Genomic DNA, 21695 nt, shown 5'->3' on the forward strand with positions numbered 1-21695 from the left:
CACTTAACCCGCCTTTTCCAACTCAACAGGTACACCGTTTAATACGGCATTGCCAGATAGCACATCTACCTGCCTGTCGTCGGTAAGAATATTAGTATTTACTCCCGGGTGCTGGCTAGCCACCGACAGCTTAATGCCCTTTTTGTTGTGCCCCCACCCATGAGGAATCGACACCACGCCGGGCATAATCGCATCGGTAACTTCGGCTTCAATGGTTAGCTGACCCACCCGCGATTTTACGTGAACGCTATTTCCGTCTTTTATACCGTATTGCGCACTCGTTTCTGGGTGAATTTGCAATGTACAGCGGTTGTTTCCTTTTACCATACGAGGGCTGTTGTGAAGCCACGAGTTGTTAGTTTTAATGTGCCGACGCCCAATAAGTAAAGTTTCTTGAGCTTTACTTTTATTAACCTTATCAAAGAAGTGAGCACTCACTCTTTGTAAGTCCGCCATAAAGTATTCGAAGTCTAAATGAATCTTTTTATCTTCGTGATACAGCGCGTCAGGTAATGCTGATTGAAGCGGCCCAAGGTCAATGCCATGTGGGTGCGCACTGAGCCTTTCGAGCGAAAGCCCATGAACGGTGCTTTTATTATTGCCATTAACATTGCCTCCATAAAGCCCAGCTTGTAAAAGGTCGTCCACGACTCCCTTTGGCTGCTTTTCCCATAGTGCAGCATAATGCGCTGTACTTTTTTCATTTAATCGGTCAAGTCGTTCAGCCAGTGACAAATAAATTTGCCAATCGGTTAACTGATCTTCATCAATCTGTACTACTGCCTTGGAGTATTTTGCAAAGTTACGCACTGCGAAATTGTGAAACACAATGTCGTAATGATCGCGTTCAAGTGCAGTAACAGGAGGCAGAATAATATCGGCATGTCGGGTGGTTTCGGTAACGTAGAAGTCAACAGCAACCATAAAATCTAGTTGTGAAAAAGCGCTGTCGAGTTGCTCTGCATTTGGCGTTGTTACCACAGGGTTTCCAGCCCCAATTACCATTGCCTTTATCTGCCCTTCACCGGGCGTTAAAATTTCCTCGGCAAGGCAAGCCACAGGGTATTCACCGGCGAAAGCGGGTAGCCCGCGAACACGAGACGTAAACCCACCCATACTTCCCTTCCCAGAAACGGGAAGTACGTCGGCCGCAGGCTGTGTGAACATCATGCCGCCACGCTTATCTAAATTCCCGGTAAGCATATTAAATAGCATTATCAGGTACTGAGTTAATGTGCCAAAAGTTTGTACACTAGCGCCCATTCTGCCATAGCAAACCGCAGATTCCGCCTCACAAAAATCCGTTACCAGCTTCACAATTAGCGAAGGTTCGATACCTGTGAATTCACTGACTTCCTGTGGCGAGAATCCACTCACGTAATGCTCTACCTCTTTGATATCTTCAGCATAAGGTAACAATGCATCAACCTTGTAAAGCTGCTTTTCAAACAGCACATGTAGCATTGCAAGTAGCAGCAATACATCGCTGCCTGGGCGAATAAAGTGGTGCTCGCAGCTGATATCGGCAGTTTCACTTCGCTTAGGGTCAATAACCACTACTTTGCCGCCACGCTTTTGAATGCCTTTCAAACGCTTCTTCACGTTAGGCACCGTCATAATGCTGCCATTTGATGCCAGTGGGTTGCCACCAATAATCATAAAGTGCTGAGTGTGATCGATGTCGGGAATAGGAATTTGGGAGATATGACCGAACAGCCTGCGGCTTACGATATGGTGCGGCAATTGATCGACAGAGGTAGCCGAGTAGCGATTGTGCGTTTTAAGGGCGCGATAAAAATACGGCCCGAACAAAATCGCCCCCATGTTGTGCGCGTTAGGGTTTCCTAGGTACATTCCCACCGCGTTGTTTCCGTGCGCTTGCTGAATGTGGTGCAGTTTATTGGCAACAAGGTCAAATGCTTCGTCCCAGCTGATTTCTTCCCATGTATCACCCACCCTTTTCACTGGGCGTTTTAAGCGGTCGGGGTCATCATACAAATCTTTGAGAGCACTGGCTTTGGGGCAAACATGCCCCTCACTAAACGGGTTCGCTTTATCCCCTTTTATTGAAAGTATTTGTCGCCCCTTTGTCGTTACCTCAATTCCACACATTGCTTCGCAAAGTGTACATGTAGAGTAATGCAGTTGTTGTTCAGCGTTTCCCACGGTAGTTCCACCCAACAAAATGTAAATAGCTTGTTACGAAGCTAGCGACTATTGCTGTAATAGACAAGCATCACTGAAAGTGATGAATAAGCTTATTGATGCAGACTTAACGCTTAAATCGCATTGCCTGAATGCATATTGAGTACTTTGACTGGATGCCAGATAGCAGCAAAATAGTGTATTGGACAGGCGCTAAGTTCCACACTATCGATATTAAAGATAAAACCACCCGCACGCTGGATGTCATCATTGAGGGCAAAGTAAAATTCGCAGACGCACTGCGTTTTGACGTAGATGTAGCACCGGATAAGTTTGACGTTCGCATGATTCGCCGGTTGCAAATGTCGCCAAATGGCACTGGGAGCATTAATCACTTTTTTGCTTTTACCTAAATGAGTAAAAATAAAGCCGATAAAACAATGATGTATTATCGGCTTTTTTGTGTTTATCCCCTGCGTGATTAAGGCACAATGTTTTGTCTTTCATAAAAGAGTGATATATATACAAAAAGGATTTAGACTGGCGAATAGCAAGCGGCGTCAGGTTCTCGTTTTCGAGTTAAAGGATTACATGGTAATGCCTCATTTCTTACCTACTGCATTTATAGCAATTGTTTTTGTCCACAGTCCGCTGTGCGCGCAACAAAACAGCTCGCTTAACCACAATTCAAAAAATAGTAGCGCCCCAACCTATTTCCAAGACTGTACTGTTCTCGACTTCGGTGAACAAGATATGTCGACCATGACCGAAGCTGAAAAAATACAAGCACTTGACGACTCCTTCTTCGGCGCATTAAACCAAAGCGAAGATTGCATGAATGCCGCTGCACAATCTAGCGCCCAAAGCGTTGCCAGTGCAGCAGGACAAGGCGCAGGTGCGGGAAATACTTCAGGCGGCTCCTCTGCAGGGATGGGCGCTGGCCAGTCAAGCACTCAAAGCAGTACCGAAACGCAAGAATCATCAGCAAATACACGAACGTCTACCACCACCTCTAACTCTTCAAAGCAATCAGTTGGTGGCCCAGCAAAAGGTGGAAGTTCAGCGGTATGTGACGCCGTAATTGCCGGCTTAGAAGGCGCGACAACTGAGTCTGAGAGGGCTCATTTTGAAGCATTAAAAGAGCAATACGGCTGTAAATAAAACTCAGAGGAAGGAAAGGATATGTCTTCATTTAAACCAAAGGCCCTGTTTACAGTGGTCGCTACTGCATCGTTTATACTCTTGGGCGGTTGTGGCTCAACGCAATCCAACGTAACAAGTGTAGGCCCGTCAATGGTGGGGCCAGGCACAGGCCAGCCATTGGGCACTCAAAGAAATGCCTACAACTACAACTCCGAAATATACATGGACGTAGCCATACCTGTGTTTGACCCAGGCTTTCCGACTGAAAGTGACGGCACTATCGATTACGATGAAATTGAAGAAGAAGGTATTTGGCCCCAAGTAAGACGGTTAGAGGCTAATCGTTTTGCGGTAGCAACCAAAGAAGCGCTAGGTGAAACCAAATCGTTTGGCAGCATCAATGTCACTCCTGACGCATCAGCGCTAGCCGATGTGTACGTACTTGGGAAAATTAATTACTCAGACACAGAAACCGTAGAAATTGGCGTAAAAGTAATGGACGCTAAAAACACGGTATGGGGTGAAGAAGAGTTTGAATATCGCGTAAGTGAAGGCTGGTATCGCGATGCCATGTCACGCGGCGAGAATCCCAACGGGCCTGTTTTCGATCAAATCGCTAAATTCGTTTATGACTTACTTATCAAAAAGTCAGAGGCTTACAAGCGAGAAGTGCAGATGGTCTCAGATCTTCGCTATGCACAAATGTATAGCCCTGAATCGTTTAGCCAGTACCTTTCGCAAGGGCGACGCGGCGAGATTGAGTTAGTAAGCGCCCCTTCAGACAACGACCCAATGCTTCGCAGAGTACGCGCTATTCAAGCGAAAGACGAGCAGTTCATTGATAGCCTGCAGGAAACCTATGATGCATTTTGGGTAACCACGGAAGGGCCGTACAGAAAGTACCAAAAGGAAACCCTTCCTGAAGCCAAGAAAATTAGAGAGCTAGAAGCCGAGCGCACTACACAGCAAGTCACTGCGGGTCTATTCGCTGTAGCCTCTGTACTTTTAGGCTCTAATTCTAATTCGACCGCTGGCCAAGTTGCGGCTGCGGGTGCAGGTATCGCAGCCATTGGTACATTAAACGAAGCCATAAAAACCAACAAAGAGCTTCACGCACAGCGAGACTTGTTTGATGAAATGGGCCAAAACCTTGATATTCAAGTTGCCGATCAAATTGTTGAGATAGACAACCAACGCATTGAGCTTCAAGGCACCGCAAGCGAGCAATATTATCAATTGCGCGCCCGTCTAAAAGACATTTACGATAGAGAAGCAACGCCAATGACTACGCTTTAGGCGTAGTCGTTACCTTTTATTATTGTCTTACAACTCACTAGTTTATAGATAGTTAGAAAGTGAAGGATTACGCATGCCAAGCGTTGAGCAGCAAATAGAGCAAGGCCGAGCAAAGAAAAAAGCCCTGATTAAAAAAGCGCTGCTTGGCTTTACTGTGGTGCTATTAATTGGCGCGGCAAGCGCAATTCTTGTTACTTTAATACCAACCGCTGTGCCTGATGCTGACGAATCAAATATTGGAGTAAGTGACAGAAGCACGGCGGTAAACCAATCACCACAACCAACTACCCAGTCTAATTTTAGTGAAGAAGAGCGAAAAGCGCTTCAAATGGCGCTAAGCGAAACTAAGCAAAATGTAACTGACTTGGCTCAGCGCGTTGCCCATACCAACGTTTTTTCACACAGAGCAAAAGAGATTGAGCTTGCTCTTGAAAATGCATTTAACGAATACGGCGCCGCCAATTTTCATGCGGCTAAAGCAGCGCTTGATAATATTAACCGTTCGGTTACGGCATTAAGTAATGAGTACGAAATTGCCTATACACAACCGTTTGAAGATGCACTTGGCGCCTTCAACAACAATGATATATCCAGCGCTTTTAACTTCAATAGAGAGTCACTGTCAATTAACCCCGACTTCGGCAAAGCAAAAGCACTACAGCAGCGCATTGAAGTATTTAACGAGGTACAAGATGCCTACGAACAAGCGCGTGTTGGCAAGGTAGAGAACAACATTGAAAAGCAGCGCGATGCCTATGCAAAAATTGTCAGCCTTGATCCTCTGCGCCAAGATGCCAATAACGCGCTTGATAATATTAATGAACAACTGATAAACAGCCGGTTCGATAGCCTTCTAGCCAAGGCTAATCAGGCTATTGAGCAGCGCAATTTTACTGCAGCAGCGCAATACATTAACGAGGCTAAAAGGATAAACCCATCCAGTAACGAGCTGGCAACCATTAATAAAAAGTTGGCTACGTTGGTTGCCCAAGACGATCTCATTAAAATTGAAAGTCAGGTGACATTATTTGCAAGCAGTGATGAGTGGAAAACGGTTCAGCTTTTAGCAAGCAAAGGGCTTGCGTCGCACCCCACCAGCCCAACGTTGCAAACAGCAAAGCAAAACGCAGACGCTATATTAGCTGCTAGTAAACGCCTTAATGTTTATGAACAAAGGCCACAGCGACTAGCCGACAACAATGTAAGAAACTTAGCGCAACAAGACATTAATCAAGCACGCTCCTACGCAGATAAAAGCGCGAAGCTACTTAAACAAATTACAGCGCTAGAGCAGATAGTGGATGATATTAACAAGCCCCGCCCTGTTACGATAACTTCCGATAATGACACCTATATCAAGGTACTTGGTGTGGGCCTTGTGGGCGAAGTCAAAAGTAAAACTATCCAGCTTAAGCCAGGCACTTATCGCATTGAGGGTAGCCGTGAAGGCTATCGCTCTACCATACAAGAAATTGTGGTATCACCAACAGCAACTAACCTCTCAGTGCATGTTGTATGTACTGAAAAAGTATAAGGACGTAGATTTTGAGCAGTATTGATGACGCCATTGCCAAAGGGAAAAAGCGACGCAAAGGCGTGGCTATCGCCTCATTAATCGGGCTTGCCGTTGTACTTATCATCTATTTTAGCTGGTTGTTTTTGACGAAGGGTTATGCCTTTGTCGTGTCGCCGGAACGCGCCGCTAAAGCCCCTCAGTTTGCTGTAACAAGCGGCAGCGCTATGTTCATCGGCAACAAGCTTTATGTCTTTGGTAGCCATGCTGAGGTGTTGGTGTCAGCCCCAAAATATAAAGATGCCAGCGTGGTCATTGACGACAACTCGCCAAGCACAATTAGCGTTACACTTACGCCTCTACCCGCCAAATTAGTCGCCTTAACCTCTCCTTCATTAAGCGAAATCACATGGCGCTTAAACCGTGAAAAAGTATCGGTGTCGCGCACCTACTCTGCTGAGCTAAGTGAAGGAAGCTATACCATTAGTGCAAGCCACCCTTATTATCAAACTGCTGAGGTTCAATTCGATGCAGATATTGCACAAGAAATCGAAAAACTTGTGCCAATTACACCTATGGACGGTGTAATAAGCATCAACTCAACGCCCTCAGGCGCAAATGTTTCTCTTGATGGAAACGATATAGGTGTAACACCGCTTAATATCGATATGCAGGGCGGGAAGTACGATGTATTGGTATCAAAGGACGGGCTAGAGCCTCTAGAAGATACCATAGAAGTCACTAATCAACGCCCAAACCCCACGAGAAACTATAACCTTCAGTCTCTTCAAGCGCAGATATCAGTTATCACAAAACCGCAAGGTGGCGTACTAACGGTAAACAACAAACCTGTGGATTCCAATGCGCGTGTCGATGCCAACGTACCTCATGTTGTTAAATATGAAAAAACGGGGTTCATCGCCCAAAGCCAGCGACTTACGCTAGCGCCAGGTGAAAATAAAGCACTTACCTTCGACCTTGAAAAAGAAATTGGTGAAGTAAACATTTCCGCCTCGCTGGCAGCAAACGTTTCTATTAACGGTGTGCCTAAAGGGCAAACGCCGCTTAAACTAAATCTTCAGGCATTACCAAGCACAATAACCTTCGAACGCCAGGGTTATCGCACTGTCACAAAAACCGTAACTGCCAGCGCAAAAGGGCCCACCAAAGTACATGCCGAAATTCTCACTGAATTTGACGCCAGACGCCGAGAAGGTAAACCACTTTTTGCGAATACTTTAGGCATTCAGTTGGCCCTAGTAACGCCCAAGTCTTTCACCATGGGCTCGCCGGCAAATGAAAAGGATCGTCAGCGCGACGAAACGCAACGAGACATTTCGTTTACTCGTAAATTTTGGGTGTCAAAACATGAAATTACGCAAGCGCAGTTTGCCGCGTTTACAGGTAAAGGTGGTGGTAGCGCCCTTCCCGTCACCAATGTGTCGTGGAACGATGCTGCCGCGTTTACTAACTGGTTAAGTGAAAAAGAAGGCTTAACGCCATTTTATAGTATTCAAAACGGCAGAATAGTTGGCATTGATAAAACGTCTAAGGGGTACCGCTTGCCAACCGAGGCCGAATGGGAATTCGTTGCTAAATTGAACCGTCGTGCATCACCTACCATCTTCATATGGGGCAACCAATACCGACTTCGTGAAAAACAAGGGAACTTTGCTGACGCGTCGCTAAGCGGCAAGCAAACCTTTGTTTTGAAAGACTATGACGACGGATTTGCCGATAAAGCGCCGGTTGGCTCTTTTAAAGCAGAGCGTGGAGGCTTTTACGATTTAGACGGCAATGTACGTGAATGGGTGCACGATGTTTACTCTGTCACACCATCGAATCAATCGGGTACTTATGCCGATTACTTAGGACCCGTTGGCCAGGGTAAGCACGTGGTGAAAGGCGCGTCTTATCAAACCGGACGCCTTAAAAACATACGCGCAAGTGTGCGCAGTGGCGAAAGCAGTCCTGCAGAAGATATAGGCTTTCGCATAGCGAGATACGAGAACTAATATGAAAAAGAAACTATTAATTGCTGCTGTGTTGGTGGCATTGGCCAGTACTGCAAGTGCGTACTTTGTGTCGCTCGATTCGCCGCAAGACTTCCCGGTTAATATCTAGATATCAAGGATAGATAATGAATAAAGATAACACCTTGTCTATGAACCCCAGTTTTCTTGTAAGCGGTGGGGTATTTTTGCTTATTTTTGCTCTCGTACATTTCTTATTTGCTGGAGTAATTCGCCCGGCAGCAGAAAAAGTGATGGCCACAGCAGGCACCGCGTCTCTTTCTTCAATTTGGGTCATACTGAAAGATATTGAGCAGCAAGTGTGTATTTCGCTGATGTTGTTTTGTATTTTTTTGATGGTATACAAGCTTTGGAAACTGCTTGATGAAGAAGAAATTTACTCACGAGATTTACTGCCCGAGCACAACAAAGATACACCGTTAAATGTGGACAAAGCGCTTGATGAATTAACCTCTTCTTCGTACAGCGAAACGCCAGCCTACAGCACATGGATAAACTGTATTCGACGCTTTAAAAACACGCAAAATGTGCAGCATGCGGCTGATGCCATTCACGCATCGGTAGAGAATATTGCAGCGCAGCTTGAAAGTGGCAATAACGTTATTCGCTATATTATTTGGGCCATTCCTTCTATTGGATTCGTTGGTACGGTGCGCGGTATAGGGGCAGCACTTGCACAGGCAGATGCGGCGTTAGACGGAGATATTGCCGGTATGACGGCATCACTGGGTGTTGCCTTTAACTCAACCCTAGTAGCACTTTTTATCTCGCTGGTATTAATGCTGCTAATGCACCTGCTAAACGGCCGTCAAGACACCATGGTAATTCGCACACAAGCATCTTGTGAGCATCATTTATTGTCTCACCTTCACAACTAATTAGGCGATATCACAATGCCTAAAGTGCGCAAAGCCGTAGACGGATTTAACCTTGCCTTTTTGGACGTAATGGCCTGCGGCCTAGGCGCAGTTATTCTTATCTTTATCCTGGTCGACTTTAAAGCGTTTACCCCTACCCCAACACAAGAGAAAAAAAAGCTAGAACAGGAACTGGCGGCGGCCGAGCAAGAACAGCAAAAACTCAAAAAGTCGATTGATGAAATAAACGATAAAATTGCACTAGAGTCTGCAAAACAAGAGGACGCGCAACAGGCACAAGCCGATACCACACAAGACCAGTCTAAACTTTTGCAAGACATGTCCACAGAAATGGCTGTGGTTGCCACACTCGAAAATCAGCTTGCCGCGCTGTCTAAAGAAGTAGAAAAATCGGCCAATATCCAAATGCAGGGAACTGGAGAGCAAAACTACATAACGGGCATGAAAATAGAAGGCCCTGAAATAGGTCTGCTTATTGATAAAAGTGCTTCAATGATGGGCGACAACCTGCTGGATATATTAGGCAAATTGGCATTAAGTGATGCGCAGAAAGTTTCTACTCCCAAGTGGATTCGAACTAAACGCGTAGCTCAGTGGATGCTTGCCCGCGTGCCGTTAGAGTCGAGAGTTACCGTAGTAACATTTTCAGACACCGCGACAACGCTAGGGCGTCGCAATGTGAATAGTGCCAAAGTGAGTGGCTCTATGAACGCCATCGTGAAAGACTTGGGCGCCGTAGTGCCCAATGGCGGAACGAACCTTCAAGAAGGCTTGAGTGTACTTTTTAAAGCCAATCCTAGCATTACCGATGTGTATATTGTCACTGATGGCTTACCTACGCTTGGCGACGGGTTACCCAGTAGATGTAAAAGCTTTATCCGCAGTAAAAAATCTATTTCATCAGATTGCCGCCAGTCGTTGTTTGTAGAAACCGTAAAACGCGCCAAAAAGGGCGTACACTACAACGTGATTTTGCTACCTATTGAAGGCGATCCATTCGCTTCACCTATGTATTGGGAATGGACCCGTACGACAAGCGGTACATTCCTATCTCCTGCTCCGGAGTGGCCCTAATGCGTAAAATTCAACGTGCTCCTGTTGAGGTATTCAACATTGCCTTTCTCGATATTATCTCTTGTGCCTTTGGCGCCGTGGTAATGCTAGTGCTACTGGCCAAGAATGGAACCGAAGATACCGAACGCGGCCCCAGCAACGTAAGTGTGCTTATTGACCAAGTACTACAAGCCCAAGTTAACGTTGAAACGCTTAAAGGTGCGCTTTCAGACAAGCTATTGGAGCTTCAAGCAGCCCAAAACAAAACCGCTTCGGTGACAACAGAGAAAAAGAACCTTGATTCCTCTATCCCCCGCGCCCAGCAAACCATTGATCAGCTAAAAGACAAAGCCTCTTCGCTACGTAACGAAATACGCCAAGCCACCGCTATGCTAAATACGCCAAATCCTTCAGATACACCGGACGACGACGTAGGGGGAATTCCAACAGACGCAGAGTACGTTATTTTTGCCATAGATAACTCTGGGTCTATGTCGTCTGGCAGTGGTTGGAATCGCGTGATAACCGTGGTCAACGACATCTTAAAAAATCACCCTAAAATGAAAGGCTTTCAAATAATGTCTGCTGACGGCAGCTTTATGTTTTCAAGCAGAGCTGGGCAATGGCTAGATGATCGCAAGACAATGCGAGATACGGCAATGAGCCAGATGAAAAACTTTAAAGGCGGCGCTAGTCAACCAGAAGCAGGCATCCTTAAAGCCATTAAGCTTTACAAAAATACAAAAGGGCGCGTGAGCCTATATGTATTTGGCGATGATTACCAAAGGTCAAACTTAGACCAAATTGTTAGCCAAATAACCAGTGCGAATCAAGGAGCCAACGGAAAGCCTGTTATTCGTATACACGGTGTTGGTTTTAGCCGTAGTAACGGAAATGCACAGCGTTTTAGCGCGTTCATGCAGGCGGTAGCAAAGCGAAACCGCGGCGCTTTCATCGGCCAATATTTTTAGCATATTGACCAAATGAAAGCGGCACTATTAAACGTGCTATCTATTGCGTCCGTATTGCTCGTGCGACGACACCCAATCTGACGAGCTAATGGCTGAGGCAAGCGATATCTCACCGGCTAACACAACCGAAGCGACGATCTCCGCAAACTTATACACGCGATCTCGCCCGTAGCAATCCAGCAATTCTAAGCACTCGCGCTGCGTTCCAATACCTGTACCGCCGCCATATGTCGCTACAATCAGCGATGGAATGGTAATCGACACATACAGGTCTCCTTCTTCGGTAAGCTCCGAATACATCATTGCAGCCGACGATTCGGACACGTTGGCTACATCCTGCCCTGTAGCTATAAACATAGCGGTAATACCATTTGGCGAATGAAGGCCCGTGTTATTAACACCCGACAAGAAAGACCCAACCCCTGCAACACGACCATGGTAATCAATTTGTTTCGGGTCAACGCGCATCACCTCTAACAAGTGCTCACGTTTAATGGTGGCTTCAGCTGTAACGCGCTTACCACGAGTACGCATAATATTTATTTGCGAGGCTTTTTTGTCGGTAGCGAAGTTAGATTCAAGGTAGAAGTTTTCAATGCCCTCATAATGGTCAAGGATCCATCCACAAGCGGCGAATGTTGCTCTTCCCACCATGTTTTGTCCGGCTGCATCGCCCGTTTTAAAGTTAAACCGCAGAAATGCAAACTTGTTTGATAAGAAATGGTCAATATAGGTTAGCTTTGCGACGCTGGACGTTGCTTCCGCTTCTTCCTTAATTTTCTCAAAGTTTTCTTTTATCCATTTAACAAAATCTCTGGCACCTCGAGCATTTTGAAAAATAAATACTGGCGCTCGCTGCATGGCGTCATCCACCACCGTAGCCGTTACACCACCGCTCATGTTAAGTAGCTTCATGCCGCGGTTGTAAGATGCTACTAGCGTGCCCTCGGTAGTGGCCAATGGCACGACAAATTCACCTTGTGCGTGCTCACCATTTATCTTCAATGGCCCTGCAATACCAATAGGAACCTGCGCAACACCTATGAAATGTTCAATATTGCCTTTCAGCGCTTGCGGGTCGATAGAATACTTACCAACATGGTCTATTTTCTTTCCTGTTGCGCTTTCGAAATACTCTTGGCGTGTTTTTATAATGCTTTCGCCGTAGTCTTCCATGTCGTCGCGAGGAATAGAAGCGCTGCGCTGGCCAGGGGCTGTAATGTTGTCTTCAACTTCAAACTTAAGCTTTCCAAAAGGCGATGCTGAGAAACAAATTCCCAGCTTACGCTTTTCAGGGCAAGGCGCTTCATCTATATCCAAATGCACAGTGATGGATTGACGCAAGCCAAAAGCTTTCCCTTCTGATTTATTCAGCTCTTCTACAGAAATGCAGGAGTCAGCAGAGAGTTGCAGTGAGATTTTATGCTCTGGAATTTTTTCTCCATCGAGCGATATCCATTTCACTTCTTTAATGGTTGCGTCTTTCAATCTATTTTTTAGAGAGAAAGATAAGCCCTTATCTGTCTTGGTTAGACTTGCGCGTGTATATAGTTGTTTTAATAGTATGCTGGGCACAAACATGAGGCTTCCTTCTTTATCTTACTTTGTTGTTGTCATATTCCTTTATTTTTTATAGCACACTCTTTGTACAGTTCTATGACTTCTTTTCGCTTCTTCAACATTTTTTTGAGTGATATCAACTTTTAAATGCGAGCCAAACGCTTTCAAAATTGCGCCAAGCCCAGAGAAACTGCGGCCTCCTGAAAACAGGACCTTTGCAATAATTCTTCGTCCTCTCCAAAAATTTAAAGTGAATACCGTCATCACATTAGTGTTGACCAACGGTATCTGGTAGTTGCAAAAGGAGGCGTCAAGGATTGTGATGCCAAGGATTAATAGTCTGCAAGGAAGCAGCAACCAGATACCTTTTATTTACGCGCTTCATTCTTTTTGCACTGCTTAGTGCCATTTTTAAAGCGACGAATTACAACCCAAAAGATTTAAAATTCAAGGATAGAAAATGAGAACAGGACTGTTTAGAAAAGAAGTCGTTGATGAGCAATCAAATGCCGTTGATGGAAGCTTTCTAATGACACCAAAACCTGTTTACTCTGCGATTGCAGTTATGCTGGTGGTATGGGTTGTTGCTGTGCTCATTTATTTAAACATGGGCACATACACGCGAAAAGCTTCCGTTCATGGGTGGCTAGAGCCAAGCCAAGGTGTGTTCAAACTGTATGCCGATGGAAAACGCGGGAAAGTGGCCCATGTATTGGTAAGCGAAGGGCGATACGTTGATAAGGGCGCGCCTTTAATAACCATACACTACAGCGCCAACGACGCTTTAGGCAATAAAGTGAGTGTGCAATTACTAAGCGAGCTTGAAGCAAAACAGCAGCGTACCCATCAAAGCATTTCTCGCCTTAAAACGCTGCACAAGGCACAGCAAGATGGTTTAGAAAAGCAATTGCTTCAAGCAATGCGTACTGTAGAGTCGTTAAGCGCTATAGAAGTATTGGCTCAAAAACAGTGGAGCGTGACCTCGCTACAATGGGAAAAAACGCAAACCTTACTAGAGAAAGGCCATATCAGCCGCGCCGAGTTTGAAAATCGCACGCTCCAGCGTTTAACAGCAGAGCAACAGCTAAAGCTTGCAGAAAAAGACCTAAGAGCCGAGCAAGCAAAAATAGCGACAATAAACCACGAGCTTGCCACCTTACCTCAGCAGCAAGCAAATGAGCTTGCGAATTTTGAAAATACCCTGAGCGATCTTAAACAACAAATTGTTCGCCATAAAAACGACTTTGAACAAACCCTTTATGCCCCGCACAGCGGCGTGGTTTCAGGTTTACATGTTAAAGCCGGATACACCGTAGACAGCACAAGACCTTTAATTACGCTGCTACCTAACAACACCAACATTCAAGCTCGTATTGCTGTTCCAGTACGCTCAGCTGGCTTTTTACGAGAGGGCCAGGCCCTGCACATTCGATACGATGCATTTCCTTATCAAAAGTTTGGCGTGCAGTCGGGTGAAATTACCAATATCTCACCATCGTTGGTGCTGCCGGGTGAACTTGCCGATGTGCCAATCTCAATTAGTGAACCCGCCTACCTCGTTACAGCATCGCTAAGCACGAAAGATATATTGGCATATGGAAATAGTATTTCTTTAAAAGCGGGAATGACCTTTTCTGCTGACGTGCATTTAAGTCAACGCACGCTTGTAGAGTGGCTTATGGAACCGCTTTACAGCATTTCAGGGAAGCTATAATCATGATAAGTATTACCACCCCACATGCAGCACATACACTTCATACTAAAAAACGTGTTCCCGTTGTATTGCAAAGCGAAGCAGCAGAGTGCGGCCTTGCCTGTATAGCGATGATTGCCCAGTTCTATAAAGACAAACGCGACCTTAATGCGTTACGGCAAACCATGTCGGTATCACTGCGAGGCACGACGTTAAAAGATGTGATGAAGATTGCCAGCGACCTGGGTTTTCAAACGCGTGCCATAAAGATAGAAATGGAGCATCTGGCACAGCTGTCGTGCCCTGCCATATTGCATTGGAACATGAATCACTTTGTTGTGCTCACAAAGGTTAAAGGAGAGACCATTACCATTCACGACCCAGCACTAGGCGAAAGAAAATTGTCCTTTGCTGAGGCTTCAAAATGTCTGACAGGCATTGCACTTGAAGTGTCGCCAAGCGACACATTTACGCCGAAGCAGTCCACTCCACGCCTTGGCCTTTCACAATTTTTCACTCGTATATCAGGTTTTAAACGCAACCTTCTTACGCTCTTCGCATTGTCGGTTGTTTTGCAGCTATTCGCGCTGGCCGCGCCTTACTATATGCAAACCGTGGTCGATGATGTGCTGATTTACAACAACGCAACACTTCTCAAAGCTCTCGCCATCGGGTTTGCCTTGCTGTTGATGATAGAAACGTTTACCAGCGGAATAAGGAAGCTGGTTATCTTATCCGTGTCATCTCGCCTTCAGCTGCAAATGTCGGCATCAGTATTTAAACACCTACTATCTTTGCCACTGGATTATTTTGACAAGCGCCATGTTGGCGATGTGGTATCTCGATTTGGTTCGCTTAGCAGCATTAGAGAGTTTTTAACTACGGGCGTGGTTACGGCGCTGTTAGATGGGCTAATGGCGGTTATCACATTGGCAGTGATGATGTTGTACTCGCCAATACTTACGTTCGTTGTTGTGGGCGTTATGCTTGCTTACCTTGCAATACGTCTTGGATTGTTGCCGGTTATTAAAAAGCTTACAACAGAGCGAATTGCACTTGCCGCTTCAGAGCAAAGCCATTTTATGGAGAGCGTACGCGCCATATTGCCTATTCGCGTATATGGCCAAGAGGTGCAGCGCCACAGCCATTGGCAGAACAAACTGGTTGCCACGCTAAACAAAGATATCACGCTTGGCAAAATAAATATTGGTAGCACCCTTACCAACCAGTTTTTGTTTGGTATAGAAAACCTCATTGTGGTTTACGTGGGAGCCAGCCTGGTTATGGAAAGCTCGCTTTCCATTGGAATGCTGCTTGCCTTTATGGCCTATAAAACGCGCTTTGTAAATGCTCTTGACGGCGTGGTAAACCAACTAATAGAACTCAGCATGCTGGGTGTACACTTCACGCGCTTAAGCGATATTTTATTGACGCCCAAACAAACCAAGAACAAGCTTCAAACCCTTACTAAAGATGGTTACCCAATTCAATCTGAAACGCCAAAGCTATCCGAACAATCCGCAAGTAATACGCCACTAGCGCTCCAGGCCTCGGGCCTTGGGTATCGGTACAGTGAATCAAGCGAATGGGTATTTAAGGATATCGAGCTGTCTGTTAATGCCGGTGAAATAGTCGCAATTATTGGTGAAAGTGGATGCGGAAAAAGCACGCTTCTGAAATGTTTGATGGGGCTTTACACGCAGTCTGAAGGGCATATCAAATACCTTCAAAAAAATACACCTGTTGTCGCGTCAGTGCTGCAAGAAGATGTTTGTCTTAGCGGCACCATTGCGCAAAACATTTGCTGCTTTGAACAAACGCCCAACTTACAAAAAATGGTGCAAGTAGCACATATCGCCTGCATTCATGACGATATTGTGCAAATGCCGATGCAATATCATTCGTTGGTTGGCGATATGGGCAGTAGCTTAAGTGGCGGTCAAAAACAGCGGTTGCTTCTCGCAAGAGCGCTCTATCAAGAGCCTGACATTCTGTTCTTAGACGAAGCCAGTAGCCATTTAGATATGGCTAACGAAGCCAAAATCAATCATCACTTAACGTCACTTCGCATGACACGAATTATTGTGGCTCATCGCCCGCAATCTATAGCTATCGCAGACAAAGTATATCGCCTGAAAAACGGCACTTTACACCTCTGCTCTTCCGCTGAATTAACAGGGAACGCAATATCAGATAAACACGGAGAAAACTTATGAAAACCCATGAAGTACGAGAACCCGCCGTTCTGATAACTGCTGCTGAGCGCATGCAGATTGAAGAAAACGGTATTACCGCGCTAAACAGTGTTATTCCAATTAACTGTCTATCAAAGCGCGAGCTACAAGTAGCGCACAAAATAATGGAAGGTCGCTCAAACAAAGTCATTGCTTCAGAGCTTTTTATCAGCGAGCGAACAGTAAAGTTTCACTGCGCCAATATTTACAAAAAACTAAATATCTCAAGCCGCTCTGCATTGATCGCTGGTTGCTTTAGAACAATTTACCAAGGAGCTGCTTCGCTGTAAGCGAAGTTAGTTTTTAAACCACAACGCCACTACAAGGAGCGTAAATATGAAACACCATCAACCTACTCACACTCTAGGTGAAAACAAAAAACCGGTTAACTTAGCTGAAGATCAGCTGTTTGAAGTTTCAGGCGGAATGCGAGCTCGACTCAGCGATAGTGCCCTTTTAGTTAGGGAAGTACCGAAAGAGCCAATTTACATCACACTGGCTATAGGTGAAGGAGGCGGTAAGTTGCCAGACATATTGTCGTAGCACATTTTATCGACACTACGATTCACAAAGTAAGGCACGCGATTGAATTTTAACGCGGTATTTAATTGCGCGCTTTCTTTCCCAAAATACTTTTAAAAGGCTAAAAACGCAAATGCATGTGGCATTACTTGGAAACGAACAAGACCCTCAAATTCAACATATCGCTATGGCGCTTGAACAACAAAGCACGCCTTATTTCTTTGCCAACACACAACTTTTCGGCACTGACTGGACGATAAGTTACGACCCCGATTTTGACGATGGGTTAATTCACTTTAAAAAACCGACGCTGTGCAATCAGCCACGAGTCACGTTCTCAAATACCAAGGCCGCTTACTGGCACGAATACTTACCCGGCGCATTAAAACGTACGCCAAACGATGAACCTTCCACCTCAATGGAAGATTTCGGCTGGGCAGAGCAAGAGCGCGCAAGTACGCTGCTGTGCTGGTTTAGCTATAGCGACATCAAGTGGGTGAACTCTATTAACGCCGTTCGAAGTCATCAGTGTAAGCCGTACCAATCGCGAATAGCTGGCAAGCTAGGCGCTCATATTCCCTATTCGTTTGTGGGTAACGCGCCAGAGGTGGCATCTCAGTTTTGTAACAATATGAGGGAAGTGGTATACAAGCCGGTTCGCGGTGGTCGCACAGCCCAGTTTGTAAACAAGCAGCCAAACATGCGCCCACTGCTTAATACATTATTGAACGAGCGCCCCGTTACGTTTCAAAAGTATATTGCTGGCGTAAACGTACGAAGCTACGTGTTAGGTGATGATGTACTTAGCATACAAATTGATTCGGATGAGTTGGATTATAGAAACGACGACAACGCCAGTGTAGCAGTTACCATTATTCCAAAGGCCGTTCAGCAACTTGCTGTGGAAATTTGCAAGGCGTTAGGCATGCACTGGTGCGCTATCGATTGGCGCAAAAGCCTTAAAGGCAATTTCTTCTTTTTAGAGGCCAACCCTAGCCCCTTCTTTTTAAAAGTAGAAAAAGATACAGGCCTAGATATTACGGGAAGGTTAGTGGCGCTGTTGACCCAAGCTCGGCACTGAGTAACGCCACAAAAAAAGCCCAGCACTCAGGCTAGGCTTTGCTATCTAACTTTGTTTTAAGAATATCGAGAGACTTGAAGAAAGCTCAATTAAAACTCTTACAAGTCCACTTCACTATGTGTTTACATTACAAAATAAAGCGCGATAAGTCTTCGTTATCGACTAGCGTTTCTAGGTGGCTGTTAACGTATGCTGCGTCTATCACGAACGACTCGCCACTTTTCTCTGAGGCATCAAACGAAATATCTTCCATTAAACGCTCTAGAACGGTGTGAAGTCGACGGGCACCAATGTTTTCAGTGCTTTCATTTACTTGCCATGCGGCCTCTGCAATACGCTGAATACCAGAATCATCGAAACTAATATCTACGCCTTCAGTTTTCATTAAGGCGATGTACTGATGCGTTAACGACGCATTTGGCTCGGTAAGAATACGTTTGAAGTCACCGACTTTAAGCGCAGATAGCTCAACGCGAATAGGTAAACGCCCTTGTAGTTCTGGAATAAGATCAGACGGCTTGCTCATTTGGAACGCGCCCGATGCGATAAACAAGATGTGGTCGGTTTTAACCATACCGTGTTTAGTCGATACCGTTGAACCTTCAACAAGCGGTAGCAAGTCGCGCTGTACACCTTCGCGAGATACGTCAGCAGAAGAGTTACCTTCACGCTTACAAATCTTGTCAATTTCGTCGATAAACACAATACCGTGCTGCTCTACCGACTCAATCGCTTTTTCTTTCAAGTCTTCTTGATTAACAAGGCGAGCGGCCTCTTCTTCAATAAGTAGCTTGAACGCTTCTTTAATTTTCAGCTTTTTCTTTTTCTTCTGCGAACCCGACAAGTTTTGGAACATGCCTTGAAGCTGATTGGTCATTTCTTCCATACCTGGAGGCGCCATAATTTCTACGCCAACTTGAGGAAGTGCCACATCAATCTCAATCTCTTTGTCGTCTAAGTCGCCCTGACGAAGCTTTTTACGAAATGCTTGGCGTGTACCGCGATCTTCAACGTCTTCTTTATTTCCCCACGCGTCTTCTGGCGGAGGAATCAATACGTCTAAGATACGATCTTCCGCTGCTTCTTCCGCGCGAAATTTCACTTTCTTCATTTCGTTTTCTTTCGTCATTTTCACCGCAATGTCGGCAAGATCACGAATGATGGTTTCAACTTCTTTGCCCACATAGCCCACTTCGGTGAACTTAGTCGCTTCTACCTTGATAAAAGGTGCATTAGCCAGCTTGGCAAGACGACGTGCAATTTCGGTTTTACCAACACCCGTAGGACCAATCATAAGAATGTTTTTAGGCGTAACTTCTTGGCGCAGCTCTGGCTCAAGCTGCATACGACGCCAGCGGTTTCTAAGCGCGATAGACACGGCGCGCTTGGCATCTTGTTGACCAATAATATGACGGTCTAACTCGTGAACAATTTCTCTTGGTGTCATTTCAGACATGAATAAACCCTTTTCTAACAAGTGCTGGCTGTAACTGGCATTGTCTTAGCTACAACCGGCAGATAACAGCATGTCGCTATTACTTAGTAATCCAGTACATCTACAGTTTGGCTATGGTTGGTGAATACGCAAATATCACCGGCAATGGTCAATGCTTTTTCAGCAATATCTTTTGCACTTAGCTCTGTATTGTTAAGCAGAGCCGTTGCTGCCGCTTGCGCGTAATTACCGCCAGAACCAATGGCAATCAGGTCTTGCTCTGGCTGTACTACATCACCATTCCCCGTAATGATGAAAGATGCGGTTTCATCTGCTACCGCCAATAGGGCTTCTAACTTTCGAAGCGCCCTATCCGTCCGCCAGTCTTTGGCAAGTTCAACGGCAGCTTTGGTCAAATGTCCCTGATGAGCTTCAAGCTTGGCTTCAAAGCGTTCAAATAGCGTAAACGCATCAGCCGTACCGCCAGCAAAGCCAGCCAAAATTTTATCGTGGTATAAGCGGCGCACCTTGCGCGCATTACCTTTCATTACGGTGTTCCCTAGTGATACTTGACCATCACCGGCCATCACCACCTGATTTCCACGTCGTACAGATACAATCGTTGTCACGTTTTATTCCCCGTTTAGCTGGGTGCTGCTGCGTTTATCGTGTTGCAAAGGCAGCAGCGTACAGATTCAATATCAAATAAGTGGGGTGAAGCTGGTCAATTTCAAGGGTATTGAATAATAAAGTGCGCCCAGACTGCGCGAAGATAAAGGCATCGCGTTGTAGCAAATGCATTGAATAAGCTAGCCGTAACAAGCATACTCATGCCAGTTGTAATTGTTATTACTTAATGGAGATGTAATGAAATATCAGGGAAGAATTTTTCTTACGTTGGCTTTACTTGTTTTGTTTAGTGGTGCAATTGCACTGCTTGTTTCGCTGGGCCAGTTACCATCAACCGTACTTGTAGCTTATTTCACATTAAGCACCATTGCATTTTTGCTTTACGGCGCTGATAAATCAGCGGCTAAGAAGAATAAATGGCGCGTTTCGGAAACTAAACTGCACTTTTTGAGTTTATTGGGTGGCTGGCCGGGGGCCTTCGCTGCACAGCACGTATTTAAACATAAACGCAGTAAACCCGCTTTTATGAGAGTGTTTTGGACTACCGTCACAGCGAATATCGCCGTACTTGTATTGGTAGCATTTGAGGTTATCCGTATAAACGCGCTAGATGCCTCAGCCATCCCTCAGGCGTTGCGTTTCTGGCAATAAAGCGCCAAATAAAAGCGCATAACCAAAGTTAAAAAATGACAACTGTTGTTACAAATCAAAGTTGCAACCGATTGAAATTTATCGCGTAATGATTTCACTTTAAACTTATTCTCTGGTTCTCATTATGCAGCTTCAGCGTGCGGGTGGCATCGCAGCCATTGTTTGTGCTCTTACCTACCTGTTTGGTTTTGTGCTTTTTTTCGGTCTCATTGACCCACCAGCCGACACTTCTGACATCGGTCATTTGCAGTTTCTTGTATCTCAGCGCGATACCTTTTACATGGGGTATATCGTAATTGGTATTGTGTTTAGTTTAGGCTTGCTTTTACTGAATCAGTCGCTGCAGGCAGTATTTAAAAATCATTCTTCTATTATCGCTCGCTACAACAGCACCATTGGGAACATGTGGGCAACGTTTGTAATGGCTAGTACCTTTATTTTTTTAGTAAGCCTTCCGTTTTTAGCCAATTACGCTGATACCAATGAAGACAGTGCTGCTGTTGTATTAAAGAGTGTGGATATAGTAGTTGATGCACTAGGCGGAGGCATAGAGCTACTTGGCGCAATATGGGTATTGCTAATTAGCTACATGGGCATTAAACATGGCGTTTACGCTAAGGCAACTCATGTACTTGGTGTTGCTGTGGGAATTGCGGGCATTCTCACCCTGTTTTCAGGGCTTTCATTCTTTTCGGGTAATGTACTTTTTGAAGCGTCTACCGCTATATTCGGTTTAGGCCAAATAGTGTGGTTTATACTCATTGGCCTGCATATGACTAAAGCATCTCGTTAGGAAAGGCCATGTAGCATAGTGGAACGCAGTCCGCGTTCCACTCAGAGCTTTTTTCACATAAGTT

General features: G+C 45.4%; 19 protein-coding genes. 15 read left to right on the forward strand and 4 right to left on the reverse strand.

Annotation, left to right across the window (positions count from 1 at the left end):
• Positions 1–3: 3 nt before the first annotated feature.
• Entirely contained in the window at positions 4–2166 is a 2163-nt protein-coding gene (locus ACHUFN_RS13285; protein ID WP_394222894.1) for a molybdopterin oxidoreductase family protein, read from the reverse strand.
• Between the two features lie 131 nt (positions 2167–2297).
• Between ACHUFN_RS13285 and ACHUFN_RS13290 the strand changes: the two genes are divergently transcribed.
• The 8 genes from ACHUFN_RS13290 to ACHUFN_RS13325 all read left to right on the forward strand — a co-directional run bounded on the left by ACHUFN_RS13290 (position 2298) and on the right by ACHUFN_RS13325 (position 11032).
• A complete protein-coding gene (locus ACHUFN_RS13290; protein WP_394222895.1) occupies positions 2298–2558 on the forward strand; it encodes a hypothetical protein in 261 nt (86 codons plus the stop codon).
• 184 nt (positions 2559–2742) lie between these two features.
• Positions 2743–3306, forward strand: a complete 564-nt coding sequence (locus tag ACHUFN_RS13295) for a hypothetical protein (protein WP_394222896.1) — start codon at positions 2743–2745, stop codon at positions 3304–3306.
• 21 nt (positions 3307–3327) lie between these two features.
• The gene (locus tag ACHUFN_RS13300; RefSeq protein ID WP_394222897.1) at positions 3328–4584 is read left to right on the forward strand and encodes a hypothetical protein; all 1257 of its coding nucleotides are present in this window, start codon (positions 3328–3330) and stop codon (positions 4582–4584) included.
• A 73-nt stretch (positions 4585–4657) separates the two neighbouring features.
• Positions 4658–6118 carry a hypothetical protein gene (locus ACHUFN_RS13305; protein ID WP_394222898.1) on the forward strand — a complete coding sequence of 487 codons (1461 nt, stop codon included), beginning with the start codon at positions 4658–4660 and terminating at the stop codon, positions 6116–6118.
• Positions 6119–6129: 11 nt separating this feature from the next.
• Positions 6130–8112, forward strand: coding sequence for an SUMF1/EgtB/PvdO family nonheme iron enzyme (locus ACHUFN_RS13310; RefSeq protein WP_394222899.1), 1983 nt, complete (start codon positions 6130–6132; stop codon positions 8110–8112).
• A gap of 125 nt (positions 8113–8237) precedes the next feature.
• Positions 8238–9008, forward strand: coding sequence for a MotA/TolQ/ExbB proton channel family protein (locus ACHUFN_RS13315; RefSeq protein WP_394222900.1), 771 nt, complete (start codon positions 8238–8240; stop codon positions 9006–9008).
• Between the two features lie 15 nt (positions 9009–9023).
• The gene (locus ACHUFN_RS13320) at positions 9024–10082 is read left to right on the forward strand and encodes a VWA domain-containing protein (RefSeq protein ID WP_394222901.1); all 1059 of its coding nucleotides are present in this window, start codon (positions 9024–9026) and stop codon (positions 10080–10082) included.
• Positions 10082–11032 carry a VWA domain-containing protein gene (locus ACHUFN_RS13325; RefSeq protein ID WP_394222902.1) on the forward strand — a complete coding sequence of 317 codons (951 nt, stop codon included), beginning with the start codon at positions 10082–10084 and terminating at the stop codon, positions 11030–11032. Before ACHUFN_RS13320 ends, ACHUFN_RS13325 begins: the two co-directional genes overlap by 1 nt.
• 36 nt (positions 11033–11068) lie before the next feature.
• Here ACHUFN_RS13325 and ACHUFN_RS13330 read toward each other — a convergent pair whose 3' ends face one another.
• Positions 11069–12613: a hydroxymethylglutaryl-CoA reductase gene (locus ACHUFN_RS13330; protein ID WP_394222903.1), complete on the reverse strand. Its 1545-nt coding sequence runs from the start codon at positions 12611–12613 to the stop codon at positions 11069–11071.
• Positions 12614–13052: 439 nt separating this feature from the next.
• Here ACHUFN_RS13330 and ACHUFN_RS13335 point away from each other — a divergent pair, with 439 nt between their 5' ends.
• From ACHUFN_RS13335 to ACHUFN_RS13355, 5 genes are all read left to right on the forward strand, one after another.
• Complete coding sequence (locus tag ACHUFN_RS13335; RefSeq protein WP_394222904.1) at positions 13053–14306, forward strand: HlyD family secretion protein; 1254 nt, start codon at positions 13053–13055, stop codon at positions 14304–14306.
• 2 nt (positions 14307–14308) lie between these two features.
• Positions 14309–16501, forward strand: a complete 2193-nt coding sequence (locus ACHUFN_RS13340) for a peptidase domain-containing ABC transporter (RefSeq protein WP_394222905.1) — start codon at positions 14309–14311, stop codon at positions 16499–16501.
• Positions 16498–16809 (forward strand): helix-turn-helix domain-containing protein, encoded by a 312-nt coding sequence (locus ACHUFN_RS13345; RefSeq protein ID WP_394222906.1) that lies wholly within the window; start codon positions 16498–16500, stop codon positions 16807–16809. Before ACHUFN_RS13340 ends, ACHUFN_RS13345 begins: the two co-directional genes overlap by 4 nt.
• 46 nt (positions 16810–16855) lie before the next feature.
• Positions 16856–17062 (forward strand): hypothetical protein, encoded by a 207-nt coding sequence (locus ACHUFN_RS13350; RefSeq protein ID WP_394222907.1) that lies wholly within the window; start codon positions 16856–16858, stop codon positions 17060–17062.
• 112 nt (positions 17063–17174) lie between these two features.
• A complete protein-coding gene (locus ACHUFN_RS13355; RefSeq protein ID WP_394222908.1) occupies positions 17175–18122 on the forward strand; it encodes an ATP-grasp domain-containing protein in 948 nt (315 codons plus the stop codon).
• Between the two features lie 127 nt (positions 18123–18249).
• Here ACHUFN_RS13355 and hslU read toward each other — a convergent pair whose 3' ends face one another.
• Entirely contained in the window at positions 18250–19578 is a 1329-nt protein-coding gene (gene hslU, locus ACHUFN_RS13360) for an HslU--HslV peptidase ATPase subunit (RefSeq protein ID WP_394222909.1), read from the reverse strand.
• Between the two features lie 83 nt (positions 19579–19661).
• Positions 19662–20186 (reverse strand): ATP-dependent protease subunit HslV, encoded by a 525-nt coding sequence (gene hslV, locus ACHUFN_RS13365; protein WP_394222910.1) that lies wholly within the window; start codon positions 20184–20186, stop codon positions 19662–19664.
• A 238-nt stretch (positions 20187–20424) separates the two neighbouring features.
• Here hslV and ACHUFN_RS13370 point away from each other — a divergent pair, with 238 nt between their 5' ends.
• Together ACHUFN_RS13370 and ACHUFN_RS13375 are read left to right on the forward strand one after the other, a co-directional pair.
• Positions 20425–20838, forward strand: a complete 414-nt coding sequence (locus ACHUFN_RS13370; RefSeq protein ID WP_394222911.1) for a DUF1294 domain-containing protein — start codon at positions 20425–20427, stop codon at positions 20836–20838.
• 124 nt (positions 20839–20962) lie between these two features.
• On the forward strand, positions 20963–21631 hold the full coding sequence (locus ACHUFN_RS13375; protein WP_394222912.1) for a hypothetical protein: 669 nt from the start codon (positions 20963–20965) through the stop codon (positions 21629–21631).
• Positions 21632–21695 lie beyond the last annotated feature (64 nt).

Origin of the sequence: Alteromonas gracilis (genome assembly GCF_043642145.1) — a bacterium.
GTDB classification, from domain to species: Bacteria; Pseudomonadota; Gammaproteobacteria; order Enterobacterales; family Alteromonadaceae; genus Alteromonas; species Alteromonas gracilis_B.

Bases quoted from the DNA above. Each gene is read 5' to 3' on its own strand.
- ACHUFN_RS13290 (WP_394222895.1), top strand. From the start codon at position 2,298: ATGCATATTGAGTACTTTGACTGGATGCCAGATAGCAGCAAAATAGTG.
- ACHUFN_RS13295 (WP_394222896.1), top strand. From the start codon at position 2,743: ATGCCTCATTTCTTACCTACTGCATTTATAGCAATTGTTTTTGTCCAC.
- ACHUFN_RS13300 (WP_394222897.1), top strand. From the start codon at position 3,328: ATGTCTTCATTTAAACCAAAGGCCCTGTTTACAGTGGTCGCTACTGCA.
- ACHUFN_RS13305 (WP_394222898.1), top strand. From the start codon at position 4,658: ATGCCAAGCGTTGAGCAGCAAATAGAGCAAGGCCGAGCAAAGAAAAAA.
- ACHUFN_RS13315 (WP_394222900.1), top strand. From the start codon at position 8,238: ATGAATAAAGATAACACCTTGTCTATGAACCCCAGTTTTCTTGTAAGC.
- ACHUFN_RS13320 (WP_394222901.1), top strand. From the start codon at position 9,024: ATGCCTAAAGTGCGCAAAGCCGTAGACGGATTTAACCTTGCCTTTTTG.
- ACHUFN_RS13325 (WP_394222902.1), top strand. From the start codon at position 10,082: ATGCGTAAAATTCAACGTGCTCCTGTTGAGGTATTCAACATTGCCTTT.
- ACHUFN_RS13330 (WP_394222903.1), bottom strand. From the start codon at position 12,613: ATGTTTGTGCCCAGCATACTATTAAAACAACTATATACACGCGCAAGT.
- ACHUFN_RS13335 (WP_394222904.1), top strand. From the start codon at position 13,053: ATGAGAACAGGACTGTTTAGAAAAGAAGTCGTTGATGAGCAATCAAAT.
- ACHUFN_RS13340 (WP_394222905.1), top strand. From the start codon at position 14,309: ATGATAAGTATTACCACCCCACATGCAGCACATACACTTCATACTAAA.
- ACHUFN_RS13345 (WP_394222906.1), top strand. From the start codon at position 16,498: ATGAAAACCCATGAAGTACGAGAACCCGCCGTTCTGATAACTGCTGCT.
- ACHUFN_RS13350 (WP_394222907.1), top strand. From the start codon at position 16,856: ATGAAACACCATCAACCTACTCACACTCTAGGTGAAAACAAAAAACCG.
- ACHUFN_RS13355 (WP_394222908.1), top strand. From the start codon at position 17,175: ATGCATGTGGCATTACTTGGAAACGAACAAGACCCTCAAATTCAACAT.
- hslU (WP_394222909.1), bottom strand. From the start codon at position 19,578: ATGTCTGAAATGACACCAAGAGAAATTGTTCACGAGTTAGACCGTCAT.
- ACHUFN_RS13370 (WP_394222911.1), top strand. From the start codon at position 20,425: ATGAAATATCAGGGAAGAATTTTTCTTACGTTGGCTTTACTTGTTTTG.
- ACHUFN_RS13375 (WP_394222912.1), top strand. From the start codon at position 20,963: ATGCAGCTTCAGCGTGCGGGTGGCATCGCAGCCATTGTTTGTGCTCTT.